Annotated in this window: 23 protein-coding genes, 1 tRNA gene and 2 pseudogenes; 10 read left to right on the top strand and 16 right to left on the bottom strand. The window is 66.7% G+C overall.

Annotation, left to right across the window (positions count from 1 at the left end):
* Window positions 1-2 precede the first annotated feature (2 nt).
* From ugpA to ugpQ, 4 genes are read left to right on the top strand one after another with little or no spacing between them, the layout of a single operon-like run.
* Window positions 3-890, top strand: coding sequence for a sn-glycerol-3-phosphate ABC transporter permease UgpA (ugpA, locus tag AC30PD_RS17300; protein WP_489536909.1), 888 nt, complete (start codon window positions 3-5; stop codon window positions 888-890).
* Window positions 890-1741: a sn-glycerol-3-phosphate ABC transporter permease UgpE gene (gene ugpE / locus AC30PD_RS17295; protein ID WP_489536908.1), complete on the top strand. Its 852-nt coding sequence runs from the start codon at window positions 890-892 to the stop codon at window positions 1739-1741. The genes ugpA and ugpE overlap by 1 nt, the downstream gene beginning before the upstream one ends.
* Window positions 1742-1778: 37 nt before the next feature.
* Window positions 1779-2849, top strand: coding sequence for a sn-glycerol-3-phosphate import ATP-binding protein UgpC (locus AC30PD_RS17290; protein WP_489536907.1), 1071 nt, complete (start codon window positions 1779-1781; stop codon window positions 2847-2849).
* Complete coding sequence (gene ugpQ, locus AC30PD_RS17285) at window positions 2846-3592, top strand: glycerophosphodiester phosphodiesterase (protein ID WP_489536906.1); 747 nt, start codon at window positions 2846-2848, stop codon at window positions 3590-3592. The genes AC30PD_RS17290 and ugpQ overlap by 4 nt, the downstream gene beginning before the upstream one ends.
* Here the strand turns inward: ugpQ and AC30PD_RS17280 are convergent.
* The 3 genes from AC30PD_RS17280 to argJ all read right to left on the bottom strand — a co-directional run bounded on the left by AC30PD_RS17280 (window position 3589) and on the right by argJ (window position 6869).
* The gene (locus tag AC30PD_RS17280) at window positions 3589-4197 is read right to left on the bottom strand and encodes a GNAT family N-acetyltransferase (RefSeq protein WP_489536905.1); all 609 of its coding nucleotides are present in this window, start codon (window positions 4195-4197) and stop codon (window positions 3589-3591) included. The genes ugpQ and AC30PD_RS17280 overlap by 4 nt on opposite strands.
* A 12-nt stretch (window positions 4198-4209) precedes the next feature.
* Window positions 4210-5553: an MFS transporter gene (locus tag AC30PD_RS17275; protein ID WP_489536904.1), complete on the bottom strand. Its 1344-nt coding sequence runs from the start codon at window positions 5551-5553 to the stop codon at window positions 4210-4212.
* An 86-nt stretch (window positions 5554-5639) separates the two neighbouring features.
* Entirely contained in the window at window positions 5640-6869 is a 1230-nt protein-coding gene (argJ, locus tag AC30PD_RS17270; protein WP_489536903.1) for a bifunctional glutamate N-acetyltransferase/amino-acid acetyltransferase ArgJ, read from the bottom strand.
* Between the two features lie 270 nt (window positions 6870-7139).
* On the opposite strand from argJ, the gene AC30PD_RS17265 reads away from it, so the two are divergent.
* A complete protein-coding gene (locus tag AC30PD_RS17265; RefSeq protein ID WP_489536902.1) occupies window positions 7140-7787 on the top strand; it encodes an iron-containing redox enzyme family protein in 648 nt (215 codons plus the stop codon).
* Complete coding sequence (locus tag AC30PD_RS17260) at window positions 7784-8728, top strand: crotonase/enoyl-CoA hydratase family protein (protein ID WP_489536901.1); 945 nt, start codon at window positions 7784-7786, stop codon at window positions 8726-8728. Before AC30PD_RS17265 ends, AC30PD_RS17260 begins: the two co-directional genes overlap by 4 nt.
* A 24-nt stretch (window positions 8729-8752) precedes the next feature.
* Here AC30PD_RS17260 and AC30PD_RS17255 read toward each other — a convergent pair whose 3' ends face one another.
* From AC30PD_RS17255 to AC30PD_RS17245, 3 genes are all read right to left on the bottom strand, one after another.
* Window positions 8753-10531: an ATP-binding protein gene (locus AC30PD_RS17255; protein WP_489536900.1), complete on the bottom strand. Its 1779-nt coding sequence runs from the start codon at window positions 10529-10531 to the stop codon at window positions 8753-8755.
* A gap of 108 nt (window positions 10532-10639) precedes the next feature.
* A complete protein-coding gene (gene secA, locus AC30PD_RS17250) occupies window positions 10640-13384 on the bottom strand; it encodes a preprotein translocase subunit SecA (RefSeq protein ID WP_489536899.1) in 2745 nt (914 codons plus the stop codon).
* Window positions 13385-13581: 197 nt separating this feature from the next.
* Window positions 13582-14544 carry a M23 family metallopeptidase gene (locus AC30PD_RS17245; RefSeq protein ID WP_489536898.1) on the bottom strand — a complete coding sequence of 321 codons (963 nt, stop codon included), beginning with the start codon at window positions 14542-14544 and terminating at the stop codon, window positions 13582-13584.
* Between AC30PD_RS17245 and AC30PD_RS17240 the strand changes: the two genes are divergently transcribed.
* Window positions 14528-14878, top strand: coding sequence for a DciA family protein (locus tag AC30PD_RS17240; protein ID WP_489536897.1), 351 nt, complete (start codon window positions 14528-14530; stop codon window positions 14876-14878). The two genes, AC30PD_RS17245 and AC30PD_RS17240, sit on opposite strands and share 17 nt — an antisense overlap.
* Window positions 14879-14924: 46 nt before the next feature.
* Here the strand turns inward: AC30PD_RS17240 and AC30PD_RS17235 are convergent.
* The 6 genes from AC30PD_RS17235 to petA form a co-directional block, all read right to left on the bottom strand.
* Window positions 14925-15000: transfer RNA gene (locus AC30PD_RS17235), tRNA-Thr, on the bottom strand.
* A gap of 71 nt (window positions 15001-15071) precedes the next feature.
* The gene (locus AC30PD_RS17230; RefSeq protein ID WP_489536896.1) at window positions 15072-15599 is read right to left on the bottom strand and encodes a ClpXP protease specificity-enhancing factor; all 528 of its coding nucleotides are present in this window, start codon (window positions 15597-15599) and stop codon (window positions 15072-15074) included.
* Window positions 15600-15628: 29 nt separating this feature from the next.
* Window positions 15629-16240 carry a glutathione S-transferase N-terminal domain-containing protein gene (locus AC30PD_RS17225; RefSeq protein ID WP_489536895.1) on the bottom strand — a complete coding sequence of 204 codons (612 nt, stop codon included), beginning with the start codon at window positions 16238-16240 and terminating at the stop codon, window positions 15629-15631.
* A gap of 142 nt (window positions 16241-16382) precedes the next feature.
* Entirely contained in the window at window positions 16383-17150 is a 768-nt protein-coding gene (locus AC30PD_RS17220) for a cytochrome c1 (RefSeq protein ID WP_489536894.1), read from the bottom strand.
* 23 nt (window positions 17151-17173) lie between these two features.
* On the bottom strand, window positions 17174-18574 hold the full coding sequence (locus AC30PD_RS17215; protein WP_489536893.1) for a cytochrome b: 1401 nt from the start codon (window positions 18572-18574) through the stop codon (window positions 17174-17176).
* A gap of 71 nt (window positions 18575-18645) precedes the next feature.
* Window positions 18646-19245, bottom strand: a complete 600-nt coding sequence (gene petA, locus AC30PD_RS17210) for a ubiquinol-cytochrome c reductase iron-sulfur subunit (protein WP_489536892.1) — start codon at window positions 19243-19245, stop codon at window positions 18646-18648.
* A 254-nt stretch (window positions 19246-19499) separates the two neighbouring features.
* Here petA and mscL point away from each other — a divergent pair, with 254 nt between their 5' ends.
* On the top strand, window positions 19500-19931 hold the full coding sequence (mscL, locus tag AC30PD_RS17205) for a large conductance mechanosensitive channel protein MscL (protein WP_489536891.1): 432 nt from the start codon (window positions 19500-19502) through the stop codon (window positions 19929-19931).
* Window positions 19932-20132: 201 nt separating this feature from the next.
* Entirely contained in the window at window positions 20133-22700 is a 2568-nt protein-coding gene (locus tag AC30PD_RS17200; protein WP_489536890.1) for a DUF1631 family protein, read from the top strand.
* A gap of 12 nt (window positions 22701-22712) precedes the next feature.
* Here the strand turns inward: AC30PD_RS17200 and pdxA are convergent, their stop codons facing one another.
* Window positions 22713-23738: a 4-hydroxythreonine-4-phosphate dehydrogenase PdxA gene (gene pdxA / locus AC30PD_RS17195; protein WP_489536889.1), complete on the bottom strand. Its 1026-nt coding sequence runs from the start codon at window positions 23736-23738 to the stop codon at window positions 22713-22715.
* Window positions 23739-23825: 87 nt separating this feature from the next.
* Here pdxA and AC30PD_RS17190 point away from each other — a divergent pair, with 87 nt between their 5' ends.
* Window positions 23826-24998 (top strand): trypsin-like peptidase domain-containing protein, encoded by a 1173-nt coding sequence (locus AC30PD_RS17190; RefSeq protein ID WP_489536888.1) that lies wholly within the window; start codon window positions 23826-23828, stop codon window positions 24996-24998.
* Window positions 24999-25008: 10 nt separating this feature from the next.
* On the opposite strand, the gene tatC is transcribed toward AC30PD_RS17190, so the two are convergent.
* From tatC to tatB (AC30PD_RS17175), 3 genes and pseudogenes are all read right to left on the bottom strand, one after another.
* On the bottom strand, window positions 25009-25794 hold the full coding sequence (gene tatC / locus AC30PD_RS17185; protein ID WP_489536887.1) for a twin-arginine translocase subunit TatC: 786 nt from the start codon (window positions 25792-25794) through the stop codon (window positions 25009-25011).
* A gap of 7 nt (window positions 25795-25801) precedes the next feature.
* Window positions 25802-25948 (bottom strand): annotated as a pseudogene (gene tatB / locus AC30PD_RS17180) (Sec-independent protein translocase protein TatB); the annotation flags it as partial.
* A 104-nt stretch (window positions 25949-26052) separates the two neighbouring features.
* Window positions 26053-26284 (bottom strand): annotated as a pseudogene (gene tatB, locus AC30PD_RS17175) (Sec-independent protein translocase protein TatB); the annotation flags it as partial.
* Window positions 26285-26420: the final 136 nt, after the last annotated feature.

Raw genomic sequence — 26420 nt, 5'->3', positions numbered from 1 at the left:
CCTTGGCTGCCGAAAAACGCGTCGTCTTCCGGTCGGGCTGGTTGCCCTGGGCGCTGCTCGCGCCGCAGGCGATCGTCATCGCGGTGTTCTTCTTCTGGCCGGCCGGCCAGGCCCTGCTGCAGTCGCTGCAGCAGTCCGACGCGTTCGGCACCTCGGTGAGCTGGGTTGGCCTCGAGAACTTTCGCAACCTCTGGAACGACGAGACCTACCTCGCTTCGTTCAAGACCACGGCGATCTTCTCGTTGCTGGTGGCGGTGCTCGGCATCGGCCTCTCGCTGCTGCTCGCGGTGTTCGCCGACCGCGTGGTGCGCGGTGCCACGTTCTACAAGACGCTGCTGATCTGGCCTTATGCGGTGGCGCCGGCCGTGGCGGGCGTGCTGTGGCTGTTCATGTTCTCGCCCAGCATCGGCATCGTCGCGTATGGCCTGCAGGCATTCGGCGTCGACTGGAACCACCTGCTCAACGGCGGCCAGGCGATGGCACTCGTCGTGATGGCGGCGGTGTGGAAGCAGATCTCGTACAACTTCCTGTTCTTCCTGGCTGGCCTGGCGAGCATTCCCAAATCGCTGATCGAAGCGGCCGCGATCGACGGTGCCAGGCCCTGGCGGCGCTTCTGGACGATCCAGTTCCCGCTGCTCACGCCGACCACGTTCTTTCTGCTCGTGATCAACATGGTCTACGCTTTCTTCGACACCTTTGCCATCATCGACGCGTCGACACAAGGCGGCCCGGGCAAGGACACCTCGATCCTCGTCTACCGCGTCTACTACGACGGCTTCAAGGCGCTCGACATCGGCGGCTCGGCCGCGCAGTCGGTGGTGCTGATGGTGATCGTGATCGCGCTGACCGTGCTGCAGTTCAAGTTCGTCGAGAAGAAAGTGAACTACTGATGGTCGAGAGGCGCCCCACGCTCGGCATCCTGGCCCACGTGATCCTGATCCTCGGGGTGCTGGTGGTCGCGCTGCCGGTCTACATCACCTTCGTGGCTTCCACCCACACCGCACAAGAAGTGGTGCAGCGCCCCATGCCGATGCTGCCGGGCTCGCACTTCATCGACAACTACACCGCCGCATTGCAAGGTGGCACGACCGGCGCCGGCTCGAAGGCATCGGTCGGCCGCATGATGTTCGTGAGCCTCGTGTCGGCGCTGATCATCACCTTCGGCAAGATCGCGATCTCGCTGTTGTCGGCGTTCGCGATCGTCTACTTTCGTTTCCGGTTTCGCATGTTCTTCTTCTGGGCCATCTTCATCACGCTGATGTTGCCGGTGGAGGTGCGCATCGGGCCCACCTACAAGGTCGTCTCCGACCTGGGCATGCTCAACAGCTTTGCCGGGCTGACGATCCCGCTGATCGCCTCGGCCACGGCCACCTTCCTGTTCCGGCAGTTCTTCCTGACGGTGCCCGAAGAACTGGTCGAGGCCGCGCGCATCGACGGCGCCGGGCCGATGCGCTTCTTCAAGGACATCCTGGTGCCGCTCTCGGCCACCAGCATCGCCGCGCTCTTCGTCATTCAATTCATCTACGGCTGGAACCAGTACCTCTGGCCGCTGCTCGTCACGACCAACGAGAACATGTACCCGGTGGTCTACGGCATCAAGCGCATGATCGCCGGCGGCGACTCGCAGAACGAGTGGAACCTGGTGATGGCGACGGCCATGCTGGCGATGATCCCGCCGGCCCTGGTGGTCATGCTGATGCAGAAGTGGTTCGTCAAGGGCCTGGTCGACACCGAAAAGTAGGCCGCGCCACGGGCCGGCAAAAAAGAGTACAGGAAACATGGGCGCCATTTCACTTCGCGACGTCGTCAAGCGCTACGGCCACGGGCCCAAGGCGAACCAGGTGATCCACGGCGTGAACGCCGAAATCACCGACGGCGAGTTCGTCGTCATCGTCGGGCCTTCGGGCTGCGGCAAGAGCACGCTGCTGCGCATGGTCGCGGGCCTGGAAGAAATCTCGGGCGGCAAGATCGCGATCTCGGGTCGCGTGGTCAACGACACCGAGCCGAGCGAGCGTGACATCGCGATGGTGTTCCAGAACTACGCGCTCTACCCGCACATGAGCGTGTTCGAGAACATGGCCTACGGGCTGAAGATCGCCAAGGTGCCGCTCGATGAGATCAAGACCCGCGTCGACAAGGCCGCGAAGATCCTCGAGCTCGCGCCCTATCTGCAACGCAAGCCGCGCGAGCTCTCGGGCGGGCAGCGCCAGCGGGTGGCCATGGGCCGCGCGATCGTGCGCCAGCCGCAAGTCTTTTTGTTCGACGAGCCGCTCTCGAACCTCGACGCGAAACTGCGCGCGCAGACGCGGCTCGAGATCCAGAAGCTGCACCGCGAGCTCGGCGTCACCTCGCTGTTCGTGACGCACGACCAGGTCGAGGCGATGACGCTCGCGCAGCGCATGATCGTGATGAACGCCGGCCGCATGGAGCAGATCGGCACGCCCGAAGAGGTGTACCACCGCCCGGCCACCACCTTCGTGGCCGGCTTCATCGGCTCGCCGCCGATGAACCTGATCAAGGGCTCGGCCGACGGCTCTCGCTTTGCCGTCGACGGCCAGACCCTCCCCTTGCCCGGCGCCGCGCCGCGCTCGGGTGATCTGATCCTGGGGCTGCGCCCGGAACACGCCACCCTCAAACCCGCCGGCAACCTGGGCTGGCAGCTGAAGGTCGAGATGCTCGAGATGCTCGGTGCCGAGCGGCTCGTCTACTGCAGCGCCGGCAGCGTGCTGTTCACGGTGCGCGTCGAGGCCACGCTGGCGCCGCCGAAGATCGGCGACATCGTCACGCTGCAGGCCTCGCCCGACCAGTTGCACTGGTTCGACGCGGCCACGACCCAGCGCATCGCGTGAGCTCGGCAAACGTCTGGCCCTACCCTTTGTGGGTGGCGCATCGTGGTGCGGGCAAACTCGCGCCCGAGAACACACTCGCCGCTTTCAGGGTCGGCGCAGCGCACGGCTACCGCGCGTTCGAGTGCGACGTGAAGCTCAGCGCCGACGGCGTGTTGTTCCTGCTGCACGACGCCACGCTCGAGCGCACCACCTCGGGCCAGGGCACGGCCGGCGAAAACGGCTGGAGCGAGCTGTCCTTGCTCGACGCCGGCAGCTGGCACAGCCGTGCGTTCGCCGGCGAGCCTCTGCCCAGCCTGCAGGCGGTGGCGGCGTATTGCCAGCGCAATGGCTTCGCCTTGAACATCGAGATCAAGCCGACGCCCGGCGAAGAAGGCGCGACCGGTCGCGCCGTTGGCCTGGAGGCGACACGCCTGTGGGCCGGCAACGCGCTGCCGCCACTGCTCAGTTCGTTCAGCCCCCACGCACTGCAGGGTGCACGCGACACGGCACCGCAACTGCCGCGCGCGCTGTTGCTCGACACGTTGCGCGAAGGCTGGTTCGAGCAGGCCCAGTCGCTGGGCTGTGTGGCGGTCGTCACCGCGTTCGGGCTGATGGACGCCGCGCTCGTTGCCCGCCTGCACGGTGCCGGGCTGCGCGCGCTGGTCTACACGGTGAACGATCCGGCAGAAGCACAGCGGTTGGTCGCGCTCGGCATCGACGGCATCATCACCGATGCGGTCGACCGTCTTTCGCCAGCGGTCTAAAGCGAGCCGCGTTCGAGCAGCGGCTCCTCCGCGCCGCGCACCCTCGAATACACCCGCATGTCACGCAGCGTGCCGTCGGGCGCGAGGCTGTCGCTGCGCAACACACCTTCGAGCGTGAACCCACAACGCTCGGCCACGCGCCAGCTCGCGGTATTGAGGTTGTCGATGCGCAGTTCGACGCGCTGCGCCTGCAGTTCGTCAAAGCACAGGCGCGCCAGCGTGTGCACGGCCTCGGTGGCGATGCCCCGGCCCTCGCGGCCGCTGCGGCGCCAGTAGCCGATCTCGAAACGGCGCGCTTTCCAGTCCATGCGGTGCAGGCCGGTGCCGCCGAGCAGTTCGCCTTCGCCGCCACCCGCCACGCGCTCGAAGATGAGCATCATCAGGTCTTCACGCAGCCGGAACCGCGCCTGCGCCTTGCGGCACACCGCCTCGGAATCGGCCAGCGTCGGCACGGCGCCGGCCCAGGGCACGTAGGGGCGCAGCGCGTCGAGCGAGTCGCACACAGCGGCATTCAGCAGGGCGCCGTCGCCCGGCTGCGCGCAGCGGATGACGAGGCGCTCGGTGACGATGCGCTCGGGCACGTGGATCAACAAGGGGTCGGTCATGCCGTTATTCCTTCAGGGGGTGTCGTGTGCCGGCCGCACGTCGGCCTCGGCACCGACCCAGTCGTCGGCGCGTTCGGGGCGGGGCAATGCGCGCACCTGGCGAATCACCGGGGTGCTCCAGGCCACCAGGGCCAACAGCAGCGCGGTGCCACCGGCAAAACCGAGCGACCAGCGCAGGCCGACATGTTCGCCGAGCCAGCCACCGAGCAGCGCGCCGGGGCCGGCCGGGATCAGGATCAGCCAGCGCATCGTGCTCGTCATGCGCCCGAGCAGCGGCTCGGGCGTGACGGCCTGGCGCAGCGCGAGGAAATTGATGAAGACGAACACCGCGCCGATCGAGAACATCATCAGCATGGCCACGAACGCCGCCACGCCCCAGGCATTGGCCGGCGCCACGGCGAGCAGCAACCAGCCGGCACCGCAGACCGCAAAACCGAGGATCAGGCATGGCCCCGGCCCGATGTGCCGGCTGACGCGGTTGCCGTACACGCTGGCCACGATGCTGCCGCCGCCCATGCCCATGTAGCTCAGGCCGACCGCCTGCTCCGACAGGCCGAGTGTGCGCGTGGCGAACAGGATCTGCACGACCACGGCGGCGTTGTGGCACATCTGCCAGCAGCCGACGGCACAGGCCAGCGCCACCAGCAGGCGGTGCCGCGCGACGAAGCGCACGCCGGCACGCAGGTCGCGCATGAAGTGTTCGTCGGCACGGCGCCGGCGCTCTTCGTTGACGATGATGCCGCGCAGGATCGCGGCAGAGATCAGCAGCAGCAGCGCGTCGACCAGCAGCGCCACCGGCGCGCCCACGAGCTTGATCAAGGCACCGGCCAGGCCGGGGCCGGCCACCTCGGCGCCCGAGGTCGCGAGGGCGTTCTTGGCATGCGCCTCGACCAGGCGTTCGCGCGCCACCACCTGCGTGAGCACGATCTGCGCCGCCGTGCCGGCCGTGGTGTAGATGGTGCCGATCACGAAGCCGGTCACGTAGAGCCACGGCATCGACAGCCAGCCCAGCCACCAGGCCAGCGGCACGCCGGCCACCACCACCGCCAGCAGGCTTTCGCCGAACACGTAGACCGGCAGCTTGCGCACGCGGTCGAGCCACACACCGGCGGGCAGCGAGAACAGCACGAAGGGCAGGATCTCCATCGCCGTGAGCAGCCCCATCTGCGTGGGGCTGGCGTGCAGCAGCACGGCGGCGGTGAGCGGCAGCGCGAGCATCGTCACCTGGCCGCCGAATGAGCTGATGAGGATCGACGTCCACAGGCGCCGGTAGGTCGGGTCGAGCAGCAAATCACCCGCGGGCAGTGTGACGCTCGCTCGCGCGGCGCGGAACCACCCCGTCAAGACCCGTCTCATGGCCTCACCCTTGTTCTTGTTCCGGGCGCCTCGTGGGCGCCCGTGCCGCGCGCTGCCGGCCGGCGCAGAGGGTCGCTCTGCGCGGCTCAGGAACGGTAGTCGGCGTTGATCTTCACGTAGTCGTAGCTGAGGTCGCAGGTCCACACCGTGGTGCTGGCTGCGCCCCGGTTCAGGTTCACGCGCACCGTGATCTCGCTCTGTTTCATCACCCGCTGGCCGTCTTCTTCGCGGTAGGCAGGCAGGCGCCCGCCATCTTTGACCACGGCCACGTCGTCGAGGAAGAGGTCGATCTTCGTCTGGTCGAGGTCGGTGATGCCGGCATATCCCACCGCGGCGAGGATGCGCCCGAGGTTCGGGTCGCTGGCGAAGAACGCGGTTTTCACGAGCGGCGAGTGCGCGATGGCGTAGGCCGCCTGGCGGCACTCGTCTTCGGTCCGGCCACCCTCGATGCTCACGCTGATGAACTTGGTGGCGCCTTCGCCGTCGCGCACGATGGCCTGTGCCAGCTGCACTGCGACCGCCACCAGCGCGTCGCGCAGGCGCCGGCCGTCGCCGCTCTCGAGCTGCGTGATCGGCGCGTGGCCAGCCTGGTGCGTGGCGATCAGCACGAAGGAGTCGTTGGTCGAGGTGTCACCGTCGATCGTGATGCGGTTGAACGACTGGTCAGCGGCGTCGCGCACCAAGGCCTGCACGAGCGCGGGCTCGATCACGGCGTCGGTGGCGATGAACGACAGCATGGTCGCCATGTTCGGCCGGATCATGCCGGCGCCTTTGCTGATGCCGGTGATCGAGACGGTCTTGCCGCCGATCTGCACTTGCGCCGAGGCCGCCTTGGGCAGCGTATCGGTCGTCATGATGGCCTCGGCGGCCGAGCCCCAATGGTCGGCCGCCAGATCGGCCAGCGCGCCGGGCATGCCAGCTTGGATGCGATCGACCGGCAGGCTTTCCATGATCACACCCGTAGAAAACGGCAGCACCTGCTCGGGCGCGATCTTCAGGTGCGCGGCCAGCGCCACGCAGGTGGCGCGCGCGCGTGCCAACCCGTCTTCGCCAGTGCCGGCGTTCGCGTTGCCGGTGTTGATGACGATCGCCCGCGGTCTGCTCGCTCCCGCCAGATGGCTGCGGCACAACTGCACCGGCGCCGCACAGAAGCGGTTGGCGGTGAACACGCCGGCCACCGTGGCACCTTCGTCGATCGTCACCACCGTCAAGTCACGCCGGTTGGCCTTGCGGATGCCGGCCATCGTGGTGCCGAGCGCGACACCTCGCACCGGGAACAGACTCTTCGGGTCGGGGGCTTGCAGGTTGACCGGCATGAGAGAAGGCACAGAGTGAATAGGGGGAACGGCATTGTATGAACGCCACCGATTCGAGCCATCCCCATTGCACAACTTGGCAAAGCGAGCGCGTGGTGTGGCGCAACGCGCAACAGCCACGTGAAACAAGCGCCAACCTGTAAGGCCTGCCAATGTGCAACGTCACGCCTCTGCATTAGAGTTGACACTTGTTGACGAACCGACCCAAGTGCCTGTCAATCCCTAAATTGCAGGGTGAGCGTGAGGCACGCACTGTTTCCAGGACACCGAATGTTGCCTTTTTTTGCCGACCTGGTGACGCGCACCGACGAAGCGCGCCGCGGGTTCGAAACCAACCCCGTCGTGCTGGAGGCCGTGGCGAACGGCATGTCGGTCGAGCGCTACCGCAAGCTGCTGCTCGAGCTGTACCACGTGGTCTGGCACTTCAACCCGGTGTGCGCGGCGGCAGCCAGCCGGGTGCCCGACAGCCACCGCCAGGTGCGCTACTTCCTGTACGAGCACATGCACGAAGAGTCGGGCCACGAGTCCTGGGTGATGAACGACCTCGAGGCCGTGGGGGTGTCGCACAGCGCCACCGCTGCCCACGGGGCTGGCGTGCACACGCTGGCGCTGAATGGCTACAACTACTGGTCGGCCGACCGGCGCCACCCGTGCTCGGTGCTGGGCATGATGTATGCGTTGGAAGTGATCGCCTCGGTCTACGGCGGGCCGTTCTCTTCGGCGATCCGCGAATCCTTGCTGCTCGAAGGTGAACGGGGCGTGTCGTTCATCAGCTCGCACGCGACGATGGACGCCGAGCACATGGCCGAGCTGCGTGTGCTGCTGAACACGATCCACGACGACGAAGCGCGCGACGCCATCACCGAATCCACCCTCATCAACTTTCACCACTTCACCCGCATGTTCGAAGCCGTATGAAAACAGCCTCGCCCTCCGCGCTGACCGCGATGCTGAGCCGCCCTTACCGGTACATCCGGCTCGAATGGAACGACGAACTGGCCGCGCTGCGGGTGCGCACCTGCGTCAAGCCGATCCAGTGCTACAGCCTGGCCGCGATGGGCGAACTGCAGCGGGTGTTCTCCGACATCGCAGAAAGCGCCGGTCTGGTGAAGCACTTCGTGATGACGTCCGACGTGCCGGGCGTCTTCAATTTCGGCGGTGACCTGTCGCTGTTCGTGCTGCTGATCCGCGCACGTGATCTCGACTCGCTGCGCATGTACGGCCGGCGTTGTGTCGACCTGGTGTGGTGGATGGAAAACGCCTCGCAGCTCGGCGTGCACACGACCGTGCTGGTGCAGGGCGACACGCTCGGCGGCGGGCTCGAGTCGGTGCTGCCGTTCCACAAGGTCATCTTTGAGCGCAGCGCGCAGGCCGGCTTCCCCGAGGTGCTGTTCAATCTGTTCCCGGGCATGGGCGCGTGGAACTTCACGATCCGCAAGGCCGGCTTTTCCGTCGCCAACGAGATGATCCTCTCGGGCAGGCTGTACACGGCCGACCAGTTGTTCCGCCGCCATCTGGCCGACGTGGTCGTCGAAGACGGCGAGGGCGAAGCCGCTCTTTCTGCGGTGGTGAACTCGGTGCATCCGCGGCTGCGAGGCACGCTCTCGGCGCTCGAGGCCCGGCGTATCGCCGCGCCGATCACCTACGAGGCGCTGATGCAGATCGTCGAGCAATGGACCGAAAGCGCGATGACGCTGACCGACCGTGACCTGCGCCTGATGGAGCGGCTCGCCCGCGCCCAGGTGCGCAAGGCCGGCGGCGCCGAAGAAGGCGCGGTCGAGGCCATCAAGAAGATCGAGCTCGACACGGCCTGGGGCGAAGAGCGCACCGGCGTCACGGAGTGGGCCGCGCTCGCCTGAGCGCCGTGGCGCGCCGCGCCACGCTCACAGCCAGGACTTGAGCAGTTCCTGCAACTGGTCGCGGGTGTAGGGCTTGGCGAGGTGCGCGTCCATGCCGGCCTCGCGCGAACGGGCGGCGTCTTCCTCGAAGGCGTTGGCGGTGAGCGCCAGCACCGGCAGGCGCGGCAGGCCGAGACGGGCTTCGCGCTTGCGGATCTCTTGCGTGGCGGCATAACCGTCCATCACCGGCATCTGGCAGTCCATCAGCACCAGATCGACCGGCTGCAATTCCAGCAGCTCGAGCGCCTGCATGCCGTCGCCGGCCTCGAGCACGCTCAGGCCCAGCGACAGCAAGACTTCGCGCGCGATCATGCGGTTCACGTCGTTGTCTTCGACCACCAGCACGCGCCCCATGAGCGGTGCCGCGCCGTCGAGCCCACCCATGGCCGAGTCGGTGGGCGCGGCATGCTCCGAAGAACGGTCGAGTTCGAGCGACAGCGCAAAACGGAAGCGCGAGCCCCGGCCGGGCTGGGTCTTCACGTCGATGTGGCTGCCCATCGCTTCGACGATGCGCTGGCTGATCGCCAGGCCCAGGCCGGTGCCACCGCGCCGCCGGTTGCGCGTGCCGTCGACCTGGTGAAACGGCTGGAACAGGTTGGCCAGCGCACCGGCTTCCATGCCGATGCCGGTGTCGCTGACTTCGAACAGCACCCCGGCCCAGCCTTCGGGCGCGCGCTGCGGGCTCAGCCTGAGCGTGACCCCGCCGCGCTCGGTGAACTTGATCGCATTGCCCACCAGATTGAGCAGCACCTGTTTCAGGCGCTGAGCGTCACCGATGACCCAGTCGTCGACTTCGGGGGCCAGATCGAGCCGCAGCGTCAGGCCCTTGCTCTCGGCATTGGCACGGAACAGCGCGATCACCGACAGCGCCATCGTGTTCAGCGACATCGGCTGGTACTGCAGGCTGAGTTTGCCGGCTTCGATCTTGGAATGGTCGAGCACGTCGTTCAGGATCGCCATCAGCGAAGCGCCCGACGATGCCGCCGTGCGCACCAGGCGGCGCTGGTCGACGTCGAGCTGCGAGCGGCGCAGCAGGTCGAGCGCACCCAGCACACCGTTCATCGGTGTGCGTATCTCGTGGCTCATGGTCGCCAGGAACTGCGACTTGGCCACGTTCGCCGACTCGGCCAGCTCCTTGGCGCGCTGCAGCGACACGGTGGCCACGTCGGCCTCGTGGCTGTGCAGAATGGCCCGTGACGCGGTCGACTTGAATTCGCGTGACGCGCGGTACACCGTGGCGCCGAAGATCAGCGCGAGCACCGTCAGGGGGATCGAGCGCACGGCCGGGATCGCCAGGCTCGCGATGATCAGCGCCCCGAGCTGGATGCCTGCCAGGATCACGAAAGAACGCCCGACCAGGGTCATGAAGAACGCGGCCACGGTGATCGAGCCGAAGACCATCGCGACATAGGTGGTTGCGAGCGTGCCGGTCAGGGCCGGGTAGATGCCGATCGTGCCCACGGCCCACATCAGGCCGGCGAGCGCGGCGTTGCCTTCGAGCTCCCACCTGAGGCGCTCGCTGGCGTTGTCTGACAGAACACTCTTGCGGACGTAGCGGCGCGAAATGAGCAGCCGCCAGGCCGCGACGGCCACGCCCACCACCCCGGCGGCCACCGCGGCGTCGAGCCGCTGCGCCGTCACGCCCATCGTGACGATGACCGCCACCGCGGCCAGCTGCATCAGCACGCTGCTGGCGGAGTTGTGCAGCGCGAGCCGCAGCAGTTCGCGCCGAACACCCGCTTCGGTGGAAGGCTCAACAGACATAGGCGAAGAGCATACCGTGGCGCACCGGAAACTGGCACACCGGCCGAGCTGGCGTCAGCATCCGCACCGACTCACCGGCGGGCTGCACCAAGGTGGTTGAAGCGCGCCTCAGGCCAGCCGGCCGTGACACTGCTTGTACTTCTTGCCGCTGCCGCAGGGGCAGGGGTCGTTGCGGCCGACCTTCGGAACCTCGTCGGCCAGCACGCCAGCAGCCGCCTCTTCCGACACGCTGCCGTCTTCGTTGGGGTGCGTGTAGGTGACGTTGCTGATGCGCTCGGCGCGCTCTTCGATCGCCTCGGCGGCCTGCGCCGCTTCTTCCTGCGACTGGATGCGCACCGTCATCAAGGTGCGTGTCACGTCCATCTTGACCACGTCGAGCAGTTGCGAGAACAGGTCGAAGGCTTCGCGCTTGTATTCCTGCTTCGGGTTCTTCTGCGCATAACCACGCAGGTGGATACCCTGGCGCAGGTAGTCGAGTGCGGCCAGGTGCTCGCGCCAGTGCGAATCGATCGACTGCAGCAGGATCATGCGCATGAAGGGCGTGAACTGCTCGATACCGACGCGCTCGACCTTGGCGTTGAAGGATTCGTCAGCGGCCTTGACCACCCGCTCGGCCACGTCTTCATCGGTGATGGAGCTGCTCTTGTCGACTTCGGTCGCGAGCGGCACATCGAGCTGCCATTCGTCGCGCAGCACCCTTTCGAGGCCGGGCAGGTCCCATTGCTCCTCGACGCTGTCGGCCGGAACGTAGGTGCGCACCACGTCGGTCATGGTGCCTTCGCGCAGGTTGTCGATCTGGGCCGACAGGCTCGGCGCTTCGAGAATGTCGTTGCGCTGCTGGTAGATGACCTTGCGCTGGTCGTTGCTGACGTCGTCGTACTCGAGCAGCTGCTTGCGCACGTCGAAGTTGCGCGCTTCGACCTTGCGCTGGGCGCTCTCGATGCTGCGTGTGACGATGCCGGCTTCGATCGCCTCGCCGTCGGGCATCTTCAGCCGTTCCATGATGGCGCGCACGCGGTCGCCGGCGAAGATGCGCATCAGCGAGTCGTCGAGCGAGAGGTAGAAGCGCGACGAACCCGGGTCGCCCTGGCGGCCCGAGCGGCCACGCAACTGGTTGTCGATGCGGCGCGATTCGTGGCGTTCGGTCGCGATGATGCGCAGGCCGCCCTGGGCCTTGACCTTGTCGTGCAGACCCTGCCACTCGTCGTGCAACTGCTGGGCCCGCGCGGCCTTGTCGCTTTCGGTGACGGCCGGGTCGGCCTCGAAGGCCTTGATCTGGTTTTCGACGTTGCCGCCGAGGACGATGTCGGTGCCACGGCCGGCCATGTTGGTGGCGATGGTGATGACGCCCGGCCGCCCGGCCTGCGCCACGATCTCGGCTTCGCGCGCATGCTGCTTGGCGTTGAGCACGTTGTGCGGCAGCTTGGCTTTTTGCAGCAGGCCCGAGATCAGCTCGGAATTCTCGATCGAGGTCGTGCCCACCAGCACCGGCTGGCCACGTTCGTGGCAGTCGCGGATGTCTTCGATCACGGCGTCGAACTTCTCGCGCGTGGTCTTGTAGACGAGGTCGAGTTCGTCCTTGCGGATGGTCGGCTTGTTGGGCGGTATCACCACGGTCTCGAGGCCGTAGATTTCCTGGAACTCATAGGCTTCGGTGTCGGCCGTGCCGGTCATGCCCGACAGCTTGCCGTACATGCGGAAGTAGTTCTGGAACGTGATCGACGCGAGCGTCTGGTTCTCGTTCTGGATCTGCACACCTTCCTTGGCTTCGACGGCCTGGTGCAGTCCGTCGCTCCAGCGCCGGCCCGTCATCAGGCGGCCGGTGAATTCGTCGACGATGATGACTTCGCCCTCTTGCACCACGTAGTGCTGGTCGCGGTTGTAGAGGTGCTTGGCACGCAGCGCGGCGTAGACGTGGTGCATCAGCGCGATGTTGGCCGGGTCGTAGAGGCTCGCGCCTTCGGCCAGCAGGCCGGCCTGGCCGAGAATGCGCTCGGCGTTCTCGTGGCCGTCTTCGGTCAGGAAGACCTGGTGGCTCTTCTCGTCGACGGTGAAGTCGCCCGGCTCGATCACGCCTTCGCCGGTGCGCAGATCGAGCTCGCCGATCTGCTTCTTCAACTGCGGCACGACCGCGTTGATGCGCACGTACATCTCGGTGTGGTCTTCGGCCTGGCCGCTGATGATCAGCGGCGTGCGCGCCTCGTCGATCAGGATGGAGTCGACCTCGTCGACGATGGCGTAGGACAGGCCGCGCGCGACGCGGTCGCGCACGTCGAGCACCATGTTGTCGCGCAGGTAGTCGAAGCCGAACTCGTTGTTGGTGCCGTAGGTCACGTCGGCGGCGTAGGCGGCCTGCTTCTCTTCGCGCGGCATCTGCGGCAGGTTCACGCCGACGGTGAGGCCGAGGAAGGTGTACAGACGGCCCATCCACTCGGCGTCACGCCGCGCGAGGTAGTCGTTCACCGTGACCACGTGAACACCCTTGCCGGTGATCGCGTTGAGGTAGACCGGCAGCGTCGCCATCAGCGTCTTGCCTTCGCCGGTGCGCATTTCGGCGATCTTGCCGCTGTTGAGCACCATGCCGCCGATCAGCTGCACGTCGAAGTGGCGCATCTTGAGAACACGCTTGCTGCCTTCGCGCACGGTGGCGAAGGCCTCGGGCAGCAGCTGGTCGACGGTTTCACCGGCCGTGAAGCGGGCGCGGAATTCGGCGGTCTTGGCGATCAGGGCCGCGTCGTCGAGGGCTTCGAACTTCGATTCGAGCGCGTTGATCTGGCTGACGATCTGACGGTACTGCTTGAGCAGTCGGTCGTTCCGGCTACCGAAAATCGAAGTGAGAATCTTGGGCAACATGCGGCGTACGGGGTTGAATCGCGGGGCAGGAACCGCTGCTCAACCGGCCGAAGCCTGGGCTGAAAGTCGAAGCGGCGAAAGGTGAAAGCTGCGGGCGGCCCCCGCGAAATCAAGCTGATCGCAAGGCGGCTGCCGGGTGAAGAATGCCCGCCAAAGCCGCAAATTTTAGCATTCGGGCGCCGCACTGCGCCGCAGCCTCACCGCCGCGCGCGGCCGGGTTTGCCGGCCAGCAGCGAAGCCGCTTCGCCACCGGCCAGGAACTTGGCCGGGTCTTGCGGCACGCCGTCGAGCAGAACCTCGAAGTGCAGGTGCGCCCCGGTCGACCGGCCCGAGGTGCCCACCTCGGCGATCGCCTGACCGCGCTTGATCAGGTCGCCGGCCTTGACCAGCACCCGCGAGCTGTGTGCGTAGCGTGTGACGAGGCCGTTGCCGTGGTCGAGCGTGACCATGTTGCCGTACTCCGGGTGGAACTCGCTGAGCAGCACGACGCCACCCGCCGAGGCGAACACCCGCGTGCCCGTTTCGGCCGGAAAGTCCAGCCCGGTGTGCAGGGCGGCGCGCCCGGTGAACGGGTCGGAACGGAAGCCGAAACCCGAGCCGATCGGCCCTTCGACCGGGCGGCTGTTGGGAATCATCAGCTCCGACAGGCGCTTTTCGAGCAAACGCGATTCGACCAGCGTGAACAGGTCGGTGCGCTGGTCGGCCTCGACGTCGAGCGTGCCGAGCGCGCCGTTCAACTGGTCCATCGACAGGCCCGCGCCGGGCGCGAAAGGCACGAACGGCCCGCCGGCAGCGGCCTTCGGCGCGAGTTGTTTCAGTTCGTCGGGCTTGATGCCCACGATGCCCGAGACCCGCTCGCCCATCGCTTCGAGCTTGATCATCTTGGCCTGCACTTCGCCGACCTTCTGTGCCATGGCATCGAGGTTCTCGCGCAGGAAGCGGTCGCGCTGCGCGAACTCGTCGCGCACCACCAGGCGCATCAGCGGGCTCACGACCGGCCAGCCCTCGCGCGCCGCTTTCAGGAACACGAAGTGGTAGACGGTGCCCGACAGGAGCGTCAGCACGAGCACCAGCAGCGCCAGCGCCGCGCCGAGTTGCCAGCGGTTGAAGTGCAGCACGCGCGTGCGGGCCAGCGTGCCGTGGGTGATCAAGATCTGCATCGCTACACTCCTTCGGGTGAACCCAAAGCCAACTCCGGTCACGCCCAACGCACTGCGCATCGAAGAGGCGCTGCAACGCAGTGCGCCGCTGGCACGCCTGGCGCAGCTGATGCAGGACTCGAATGCCCGCTTCTCCGCGATCAGGCCGTGCCTGCCAGCCGCTTTGGCCCCGCACGTGAAGCCGGGGCCGGTGGACGATACGGGCTGGTCCTTGTTGGCGGCCAATGCCTCTGTGGCTGCCAAGCTGCGGCAACTTCAGCCGCGCCTGGAAGAGGTCCTTCGAGAGCGAGGCTGGCAGGTTAACGCAGTCAGGGTGAAGGTTCAATCGGGCTGAGCGCCCGCGGCCGTTCACAGTGAAACCAACTGTGCTGAACGAGATGTGGTGCCGGCTGTCGGAATCGAACTGACGACCTTCCGCTTACAAGGCGGGTGCTCTACCAACTGAGCTAAGCCGGCGCTGCCGGATCGGCACGCTGGACGGGCCGAAACTTCAGGGAAAGAAAGTATAAGTCGCGCTGCGGCCGCGACTACTTGACGCGCTTGAGCGACGGCCGGCCACCGGCGGGCGGTTCAGGCGGAGAAGGATCGTCTTCTGCCGCACCCGCGTTTTCTGCTTTGGCACCCGGCGACTCGGTCAGGGCCAAACGCGGGCCGCGCATGCTGCTGGCGGATGGCGCGGCTTCTCCCGCGTCGGCCGCGGCCGGCTTCTGGCCCTCGGTGGGCATCGGGAAGGCCATGCCCTGACCGTTCTCGCGCGCGTAGATCGCGATGACGTGGTCGACAGGCACGACGATTTCGCGCGAACTGCCACCGAAGCGGGCCTTGAACTCGATGGTCTCGTTGCCGAGCTTGAGGGCGCTGGTGGCTTCGAAGCCGACGTTCAGGACGATCTCGTTGTTCTTCACGTACTCGGTCGGCACCTGAACGCTGGCGTCGACGAACACCGCGACATAGGGCGTGAAGCCGTTGTCGGTGCACCAGTCGTGCAATGCACGGATCAGGTACGGCCGCGTCGAGGTGCCGGCAGTCGCGGGGGCGATCGGTGGCGAGCTCATCGTGACGTCCGGGTTGATCGGCGAGGCGCTTACTTGCGCATCACCTTTTCCGAAGGCGTGAGCGCCTCGATGTAGGCCGGGCGCGAGAAGATGCGCTCGGCGTACTTCAGCAGCGGCACGGCGTTCTTCGACATGTCGATGCCGTAGTAGTCGAGGCGCCACAGCAGCGGCGCGATGGCCACGTCGAGCATCGAGAAGTCGTCGCCCAGCATGTACTTGTTCTTCAGGAAGATGGGCGCGAGCTGGGTCAGGCGGTCGCGGATCTGCGAACGCGCCTTCTCGAGCTGCTTGTCGGTGCCCTTCACGCCGCGCGACTCGAGCATGTTCACGTGCGCGAACAGCTCTTTCTCGAAGTTGAACAGGAACAGGCGCACACGCGCGCGCGCCACCGGGTCGCCCGGCATCAGCTGCGGGTGCGGGAAGCGTTCGTCGATGTACTCGTTGATGATGTGCGACTCGTACAGGATCAGGTCGCGCTCGACCAGGATCGGCACTTCGTTGTACGGGTTCATCAGCGCGATGTCTTCGGGCTTGGCGAACAGGTCGACGTCGCGGATCTCGAAGTCCATGCCTTTTTCGAACAGGACGAAACGGCAACGGTGCGAGTAAGGGCAGGTCGTTCCGGAGTAAAGCACCATCATGGTGGCGGCTCCTTTCGGGGGCAGATCGTGGCGGGTGAAGGCCACAGGTCACAAAAAACAAAACGCAGTGGGCGACCGGCGAGGCCCTCCACTGCGCGCGGTACCCGTCGCCCGATCGATCAGGCGGCGGGCCGTGACGGGGTCACTTCACGTCTTTCCAGTAAGCGGCATTCAGGCGCCAGGTGAAGATGACGAGCACGCCCAGGAAGAGCAATACCCACACGCCGATCTGCACACGCTTGCCCTGCGACGGCTCGCCCATCCATTGCAGGTAGGCGACCAGGTCGCCCACGGTCTGGTTGTACTGCTGCTCGTTGAGCTTGCCCGGCGTGAGTTGCTCGAAGCGGTCGAACCGGTGCAGCGTCTTGGCGGGGTTGTGCGCGTCTTTTTCCTCGACGAACACCGCGGCGCGCTGGCCCTGCAGTTCCCACAGCGCGTGCGGCATGGCCACGTCGGGGAAGGCGAGGTTGTTCCAGCCGGTGGCCTTGGTCTCGTCGCGGTAGTAGGTGCGCAGGTAGGTGTAGAGGTAGTCGGCGCCGCTGCCGTTGCCACCGGCGCGCGAACGCGCGATCACCGACAGGTCGGGCGGCTGGGCACCGAAGTAGTCTTTCGCTGCCTTCGCGTCGAGCGAGATCTTCATGGTGTCGCCGACCTTCTCGGTAGCGAACAGCAGGTTGCTCTTGATCTGCGCTTCGGTGAGGCCGATGTCCTGCATGCCGTTGTAGCGCATGTAGGCCGCCGAATGGCAGTTCAGGCAGTAGTTGACAAAGACCTTGGCGCCGTTCTGCAGCGCGGCCATGTCGTTCATCTTTTCGACCGGGAACTTGTCCCAGGGGTAGCCGCCTTCACTGGCCGACGTGGCCGAGACGCAACCGAACGAGACCAGCAGGGCGAGGAGGAGTTTTTTCATTTGTGGAGGCTCCGGCGTGCGCGTCAGTGAGCAGCGAAGGTCACGCGCTCGGGGACCGTCTTGAAGGTGCCCAGGCGGCTCCACCACGGCATCAGAAGGAAGAAGCCGAAGTACAGCAGCGTGCCGACCTGCGAGACGTAGTTGCCGGCGGTCGACGGGGGCTGAACACCCAGGTAACCGAGGACGAGGAAGAAGAACACGAACACGGCGTACACGTACTTGTGCCAGTCGGGGCGGTAGCGGATCGACTTGGCCGGGCTGCGGTCGAGCCAGGGCAGGAAGAACATGATGATGACCGCGCCGCCCATCACGACCACGCCCCAGAACTTGGCGTCGAAGGTCTTGAGCAGTGCCACGGCGACCAGCGCGCCGATAGCCAAACCGATCTTGCCCGCCGCACCGAAGCCACCGCGCACGATGCCGAGCACGGCGCCGAGCGCCAGCAACACCGACAGCACGTTGATCATCAGGTCGTTGGTGGCACGCAGCATCGAGTAGTACGGCGTGAAGTACCAGACCGGCGCGATGTGGGCCGGCGTCTTCAGCGGGTTGGCTTCGATGAAGTTGTTGTACTCGAGGAAGTAACCGCCGCCTTCGGGCGCGAAGAACACGACCAGGCTGAACAGCAGCAGGAAGATGCTGACGGCGTAGATGTCGTGCACCGTGTAGTAGGGGTGGAACGGGATGCCGTCGAGCGGGTGGCCCTTCGCGTCTTTCTTGGCCTTGATTTCCACGCCGTCCGGGTTGTTCGAGCCAACTTCATGCAGCGCGATGATGTGCGCCGCCACGAGGCCGAGCAGCACCAGCGGCACGGCGATCACGTGGAAGCTGAAGAAACGGTTCAGCGTGGCGTCGCCGACGACGTAGTCACCACGGATCAGCAGCGCCAGATCGGGGCCGACGAAGGGCACGGCGGCGAACAGGTTCACGATCACCTGGGCGCCCCAGTAGCTCATCTGGCCCCAGGGCAGCAGGTAGCCCATGAAGGCTTCGGCCATCAGGCACAGGAAGATGCCGCAGCCGAAGATCCAGACCAGTTCACGCGGCTTGCGGTAGCTGCCGTACAGCAGGCCGCGGAACATGTGCAGGTAGATGACGATGAAGAACGCGCTCGCACCGGTGGAGTGCATGTAGCGGATGATCCAGCCGCCCGGCACGTCGCGCATGATGTATTCGACCGAGGCGAAGGCGAGCCCGGCGTCGGGCTTGTAGTGCATCACCAGGAAGATGCCGGTGACGATCTGGATCACCAGCACCAGCATCGCGAGCGAGCCGAAGATGTACCAGAAGTTGAAGTTCTTCGGCGCGTAGTACTCGCCGACGTGCTCGTTGTAGAGCTTGGACAGCGGGAACCGGTTGTCGACCCAGTTCAGCAGCTTCTGCGGCGCCGTGGCGTTGGCGGGCGCTTCCTTGTAAACAGCCATGTCTTCTTACTCCTGGGGTGCCGTCTGGTTGCCTTGATGCATGCGGTGGCTTCGAAGCCCTGCTCGCCGGATCAGGCCTTCTTGTCTTCGCCGATGAGCAGCCGCGTGTCCGACAAGTACATGTGCGGCGGCACTTCGAGGTTGTCGGGCGCGGGCTTGTTCTTGTAGACACGGCCTGCCATGTCGAACGTGGAGCCGTGGCACGGGCACAGGAAGCCGCCAGCCCAGTCGTCGGGCAGCGAGGGCTGCGCACCTGGCGTGAACTTGTCCGACGGCGAACAGCCGAGGTGCGAGCAGATGCCCACGACCACCAGGTATTCGGGCTTGCGCGAGCGGTTCTCGTTGCGCGCGTATTCCGGCGTCAGCTCGGACGGGTTGCGCGCCGACTTGGGGTCGGCCAGCAGGTTGTCGACCTTGGGCAGCTCGGCCAGTTGTTCTGGCGTGCGCTTGACGATCCACACCGGCTTGCCACGCCATTCAACGGTCATCTTCTCGCCGGCCTTGAGCGCGCTGATGTCGACCTCGACGGCCGCACCGGCGGCGCGGGCGCGTTCTGACGGCTGGAAACTGCTGACGAACGGCACGGCGGCGAAGCCTGCCCCTGCAACACCGGCGCAGCTGGAAGCGATGATCCAGGTGCGTTTGCCGCTGTCGATTTGCTGGTCACTCATGAGGTTCCTCGAACAAAACTTCAAATCAGGGTCAACCCGGGATTCTAGCGGACGCGTCAAGCCCTGCCGGCGCGCCCGCGGTGTGAATTGCGCGCGGCTGGCGCGGCCCGCAAGCGACAGCCGCGCCGAGCTTCGCGCAGCCTCGCACCGGTGCACCGCCAAGTCCTTGCTTTCAGCGCCGTCTGGGCAATACTGCCGCACCGTGGCCGCACCGCTGCGGCGTCATCCATAAGAACCCACAAGGAGTGATCAGCATGAGTTTCACGTCAGAGTTCAAAGAGTTTGCGATGAAGGGCAATGTCATCGACCTCGCGGTCGGTGTCATCATCGGAGCGGCCTTCGGCAAGATCGTCGACTCGATCGTCAAGGACCTGATCATGCCGGTGGTCGGCAAGATCTTCGGCGGGCTGGACTTCTCCAGCTACTTCATCATGCTCTCCAGCGCACCGGCCGACTACAAGGGGCCGATGACCTACGACGCACTCACCAAGGCCGGCGTGCCGCTCTTCGCTTACGGCAACTTCATCACCGTGGCGATCAACTTCATCATCCTGGCGTTCATCATCTTCACGATGGTCAAGCAGATCAACCGGCTGAAGAAGGACGTGCCGCCTGCCCCGCCCGCTCCGACGCCCGAAGACGTGGTGCTGCTGCGCGAGATTCGTGACGCGCTGAAATCGCGCTGAAATCTTCCGGGCCATGGCCCGCCGCTACGCGGTGGGCCGCGCCACTGGCCCACTGTGTGCTGAAATGCCGGCCGGGCGGTCGCTTCTGGCCGGGGGTCCTGCAGGCACACGCCGGGAGTTGGCGTTACGCTCGGGGGACTTCCGCCGGCAATCGCCGCGCGTTGTGATGCCCTGCTCGAGATGGCCCTGAACGACCCCCGCATGCAAGCCGCCCTGGAGGCGGCCCTGAACCAGATCAAGGCGACTGTCACGTCGGCGGTCGATCGGGCTTCGGGCGCCTTGGGCGTGCAGGCGGTGGCGGCTTCGCGCACTTCAGATCGCGAGGCGCTGACCGCGGCGCAGTTCGACCTGCGTCGCAACATCGGCATCTTCCACCGCGTGGTCGGTGACGTGTTGCGCGAGAAAGTCGACCGTCAACTGGCCCCGCGCGAAGCCGGGCGGCGCCCGTTGGCCGCCACCGACTGGCAGTCGCTCAGTCTGGTCGACGACAACGAGGTCGAAGAGCGCATGCATGCCGACCGCATCGCCCAGATGATCGGCCACGCCTGTGAAATCGAGTTGCGCGACCTGGCCGCCTACATGGGCACGCTGACACAGACCGGCCGTGCCGACCTCGAAAGCAACCCGTTGCGCGCCGAATCGCTGGGCGCGGCGATCTACCGGGCCATCGAGGCGGCATCGGGCGCGCCCGAAACGCGCAAGGTGCTCGCACGTGAACTCGGGCAGGCCGTGGCCAAGGCCATGCCGGAGTGTTACGCGCAGATCCTGGCCAACCTGCAGGCACAAGGCATTCAACCCGTCGCCCTCACCGGGCGCACCGCCGAAGGCCCGGGCAACCGGATGTGGGGGGTCAACTCGGGTTATGCGTCGATGAACTCGACACGCAGCCAGAGTGGCGACCTCGACACCCGCTCGGGCGCCGGCTTCGACTCCAGCGCCGGCCGGTTCACGCGCGCGGGCCCACCTGCACCCATGCCGCCCTCGCCCTCGGGTTCAGGGCGTTACCCGGCGCCACCACCGTCGCCGGGCCGTTCGACGACCCACGCCGACATCGCGTCATCGCAGGCCGACGTTCAATTGATGGCCTTGCTGCGCCGACTCACCTCGCTGGCCAGCAGGCCCGGCGAGCTCGATGCGGCGGCATCGCGCCATTCCGGCCGCTCGAGTTACGCGCCGATCAGCGGCCCCGGGTCGCGTTCCGGCGCCAGCAGCGGTGGCGGCAGCGAGGGCGGCCCCATCGGCAGCATCGGGCGTTCGACCCAGGTCGACGCGGGCGGGGCAGGCGCTGCACCCGACGCGGCCTACAGCGACGGTCTCGCCGGCATGATGGCCGTCAACCTGATCCGCGCCCATCGCGAAGAACTGGTGCAGGCCTCGACCGGCAAGCTCGACCACATGGTGATCGACGTGGTCGGCAGCCTGTTCGACCAGATCCTTTCCGACACACGCGTGCCGCCGCAGATGGCGCGCCAGATCGCCCGCCTGCAACTGCCCGTTTTGCGCGTGGCGCTGAACGATTCGAGTTTCTTCTCGTCGAGGCGCCACCCGGTGCGGCGCTTCGTGAACCGCATCGCCTCGCTGGCCTGTGCGTTCGACGATTTCGACACCGGCCCGGGCAAGCAGTTCCTGGCGCGTGTGAGTGGTCTCGTGCAGGAAATCGTCGACGGCGACTTCGACCAGATCACGATCTACGCCGCCAAGCTGGCGTCGCTCGAAGCCTTCATCGCCGAAGAGACCCACGGCGAAGTCGAGCAGACCGGCGCGGTCGGCACGCTCGCCACCAAGGAATCCGAGTTGCGGCTGCAACAGCGCTACATGCTGCAGTTGCAGGCCGCGCTCGTGCCGCTGTCGATGCCGGCCTACCTGCGCGACTTTCTGGCGCAGGTGTGGAGCCAGGCGCTGGTCTTGGCCAACGCGCGTGGCGGGCCCGATTCAGACCGTGCGGCGCGGTTCCGGCGGGTCGGCCGTGACCTGGTGATGAGTGTGCAGCCGAAAGGCTCGCCGGCACTGCGCAAAAAGTTCCTGATGCAGCTGCCGCCGCTGATGAAAGACCTGAACGAAGGCATGCAGCTCGTCGGCTGGCCCGAGTCTGCCCAGCGTGTCTTCTTCGGCCAGTTGCTGCCGGCCCATGCCGACTCGCTGAAGGGCCAGTCGCTCTCCGAGCTCGACTACAACATGATGAGCAAGCAGCTCGAGGCGGTGTTCGCCACGCCCGTGCCGCGGCCAGAAACCTTGTCACCGAACGACCCGGTGCCCGAAGTCGAGCCGGCCGTCATCGAACAACGCTTCACGCCCGAAGAAGCGAAGCAGGTCGGTCTGGTGCAGGAAAGTGCGGTCGACTGGGCCGGCACGGTCGACATCGACCTCGGCGCCGAAGCCGAGATCCAGGCCGAAGCCGAGGCCGCAGCGGCCCCGCCGAGCTCGTCGATGCTGGGCCTCGACCTCGACCTCTCCAGCAGCGAACCGGCCGAGCCGACCCGCGGGCCGCAGTTGATCGACCACATCAACCTCGGCTTCGCTTACCAGATGCACCTGAAAGACGAGTGGCAGAAAGTGCGCCTCGCGCACGTGAGCGCCGGCCGCAGCTTCTTCGTGTTCACGCGCGGCTCGAGCAAGCACCAGGAAACGATCTCGATGACGTCGCGCATGCTCGCGCGCATGTGCGAAACCGGCCGGCTGCGGGCGGTCGAGAGCAGCTACCTGATGGAGCGCGCCACCCATCGTGCGCGCAAGCAGCTAGCGGCACTGAAAGCGCCGAGCCGGATGTAGGTCGTAGGCCCTCTAGCCCGTCGCCAGCTGGCGTGCCATGCGCAGCGCGGCGCGCAGGCTCGATGCGTCGGCCCGCCCCGTTCCTGCGATGTCGAATGCCGTGCCGTGGTCGGGGCTGGTTCGCACGAACGGCAGGCCGAGCGTGACGTTCACGCCGTGCTCGACCCCGAGGTACTTCACCGGGATCAGCCCGTGGTCGTGGGTCATCGCGACCACGATGTCGAACTCTCCGGGGTGGCCCGGCGCGTTGCGCGCGCGCATGAACACCGTGTCGGGTGCGAACGGGCCGCTGGCGGCTATGCCTTCGGCGCGCGCCGCCGCGATGGCCGGCGCGATGGTCGTGTGTTCTTCGTCGCCGAACAAGCCGCCCTCGCCGGCGTGCGGGTTCAGCCCTGCGACCGCGATGCGCGGGCGCACCTGGCCCCAGCGCGCGGCGCTGTGGTGCGCGATGCGCAGCGTCTGCAGCACCGAGTCGAAGGTGACCGCTTCGATCGCGCGGCGCAGCGACATGTGGATGGTCACCAGCACCGTGCGCAGCTCGTCGTTGGCCAGCATCATGCGCACCGGCGCGGGCTCGGCACCCTGTGCCGCGAGCGCCTGCAGCATCTCGGTGTGGCCGGGGTAGGCCACGCCGGCCGCGGCCAGCGCTTCCTTGTGGATCGGCGCAGTGACGATGCCGTGCACTTGGCCCGCGAGCGCCAGCTGCACCGCCCGGGCGATACAGGCGGCCGCGGCCGCACCGGCACGCGCGTCGACCTGCCCCGGGGGCGCCTCGATCAGCCCGGCCGGCAGGCCCTCGACCTGCAAGACCGGCACGCAGTTCGGCGGCACGCGGGCCGCGTCGGCGGCGTCATCGATGCGCGCGACCGCGAGCAGGCCGCCGGTGAGTTGCGCGGCGCGGCGCATCACCGCCACATCGCCGACCACGAAACAAGCCGCCGCATCGTCGCCCCGAAACAGCTGCGCGATGATCTCGGGGCCGATGCCGCAGGCGTCGCCCATCGTGAGTGCCAGCGGCAGCGTCGGTGCAGTCGTCATGCAGCTATTGTCGGGCAGCGGGCGACGAGAGCGCCGCATCGCGCGGCGCGGCGAGTCGATAATCGGCGCTTCCAACGCAGAGGCTTCATGCGCAAAACCTGGCTCATCTTTTCGCAGGCCGTCACGGTCGCCGTGGCGGTGCTGTTCGTCGTGGCAACGCTCAAACCCGAGTGGGTGCAGCGCCGTGCCGGCGTGGTGGCGCCGAACATCGTGTCGCTGCCGGCACCCCAGCCGCTGCCGGTCGCCCTGCCCGGCGGCGGCGCAGCGATCAGCTACAGCGCAGCCGCCAAACGGGCTTCACCCGCGGTTGTCAGCATCACCGCCAGCAAGGCGCCGGCACGCCACCCGCGCAGCGACGACCCGTTCTTCCAGTTCTTCTTCGGCGACCGCTCGCGCCAGTCGCAGCAGGAACCGCAGGTCGGACTGGGCTCGGGCGTCATCGTCTCGAGCGAGGGCTACCTCATCACCAACAACCACGTGATCGAAGGCGCCGACGACGTCGAGGTGCTGCTCGCCGACGGCCGCCAGGCACGCGCGAAGATCGTCGGTACCGACCCCGAATCGGACGTGGCCGTGCTCAAGATCGAGCTCGACCGCCTGCCGGCCATCGGTTTCGGCGACGCCGATCAGTTGCAGGTGGGCGACGTGGTGCTGGCCATCGGCAACCCGTTCGGCGTGGGCCAGACGGTCACTTCGGGCATCGTCAGCGCGCTCGGCCGCAACCAGCTCGGCATCAACACCTTCGAGAATTTCATTCAGACCGACGCCGCCATCAACCCGGGCAACTCGGGCGGTGCGCTGGTCGACGCCACCGGCAACCTGCTCGGCATCAACACCGCGATCTACTCGCGCACCGGCGGCAGCCTGGGCATCGGCTTCGCCATTCCCGTCACCACCGCGCGCCAGGTGCTCGAAGGCCTGATCAAGGACGGCCGCGTCACGCGCGGCTGGATCGGCGTGGAGCCGCGCGACCTCACCCCCGAGATCGCGCAGACGCTCAACCTGCCCGTCAAACAAGGCGTGCTGATCACCGGCGTGCTGCAAAGCGGCCCGGCCGCGGCGGCCGGTTTGCGGCCCGGTGACGTGGTCGTCAACATCGCCGGCAAGCCGGTGCTCAACACGCCACAGTTGCTCAACGCGGTGGCAGCCCTGAAGCCGCAAGCGGTGGCGGCGGTCGGTGTGCAGCGCGGAGAAACCGCGCTCGAGATCAACGTGACGGTGGCGCAGCGCCCGCCGCGGCCCGCAGCCCCGCAGCGCTGAAGTGCTGTGCTCAGCCCACCGGCGGCTCGTCGGCGGGGGCTTGGGTGTGCTTGATGAAGACCTTGGCGGCCCAGATGCCGACTTCGTAGAGCAGCACCATCGGGATCGCCAGCGCCAGCTGCGACACCACGTCGGGCGGCGTGAGCACCGCGGCGATGATGAAGGCCAGCACGATGAAATAACTGCGGAAGGCCTTCAGCTTCTCGATGCTCACAAGGCCCATGCGCGCCAGCACCACCACCACCACCGGCACCTCGAACGAAGCGCCGAACGCGATGAACATGGTCAGCACGAAGCTCAGGTAGGCCTCGATGTCGGGCGCCGCGGTGATGCTCTTGGGCGCGAAGCCCTGGATGAACTTGAACACCTGGCCGAACACGAAGAAGTAGCAGAACGCCACGCCCAGGAAGAACAGCAAGGTGCTGGAGATCACGAGCGGCATCACCAGTTTTTTCTCGTGCGTGTAGAGCCCGGGCGCCACGAAGGCCCACACCTGGTAGAGCACGACGGGCAGCGCCAGCAGAAACGACGCCATCAGCGTGATTTTGATCGGCACCATGAACGGCGAGATCACGCTGGTGGCGATCAGCGTCGAGCCCTTGGGCAGGTGCGCCACGAGCGGCGCGGCGAGCAGGTCGTAGAGGCCGGCCGGCCCGGGCCAGAGTGCGAGCACGCCAAAACACACGCCCACCGCGATCGCGGCACGCACCAGCCGGTCCCGCAACTCGACCAAATGCGAGACAAAGGGCTGCTCGGTGCCCGCCATCTCGTCAGGCTTTCCGTCGTTGGCGCTCATATCGGCCTCAGCCCAGGCGTTTTGGTCTGAAGCGCGCCACCCGGGCGGCGCCCGACTGCGCGTGGCCGCGAACCCCGGTGCGGCGCTTGTACCACTGCGGTGTGGCGCCCTTTTTCAGGCGCCAGTTCTTCTTCGGGTGCTTGTACTCGGGCGGGGCCGGCGACCAGCCTTCGTGCTGGCCGCTGTTCGGCGGCAGCATCGTGTCGGGGGCCGTCCACGCGTTTTCCAGGCTGCTGGTGGTCTGATGAATCTCGTTCGAGACGGTCTGCTCCACGTTTCGGGCTGCGTCTTCGAACTCGGTCTTCATCTTCTTGAGCTCTTCGAGCTCGATCGAGCGGTTGACCTCGGCCTTCACGTCGGCCACGTAACGCTGTGCCTTGCCGACGAAGTGGCCGACCGTGCGCGCCACGCGCGGCAGCTTTTCCGGCCCGATGACGATGAGCGCCACCGCGCCGATCAGCGCAATCTTGTCGAAGCCGAAGTCAATCACGCCAGTACCGCTCGGCCGCCCGGAGGTACTGAGGTGCCCCCTTGGGGGGCCGCGAGCGTAGCGAGTTTGGGGGTCACTTCGGGGTCACGACTTGGTCTTGGCTTCCACGTCGACCGTGTTGGCGTCGTTGGCCTTG

The sequence above is a fragment of the Rhizobacter sp. genome, from assembly GCF_032229685.1.
Taxonomy (GTDB): domain Bacteria; phylum Pseudomonadota; class Gammaproteobacteria; order Burkholderiales; family Burkholderiaceae_C; genus LMDS01.
This window is presented reverse-complemented; position numbering and strand designations above follow the sequence as displayed.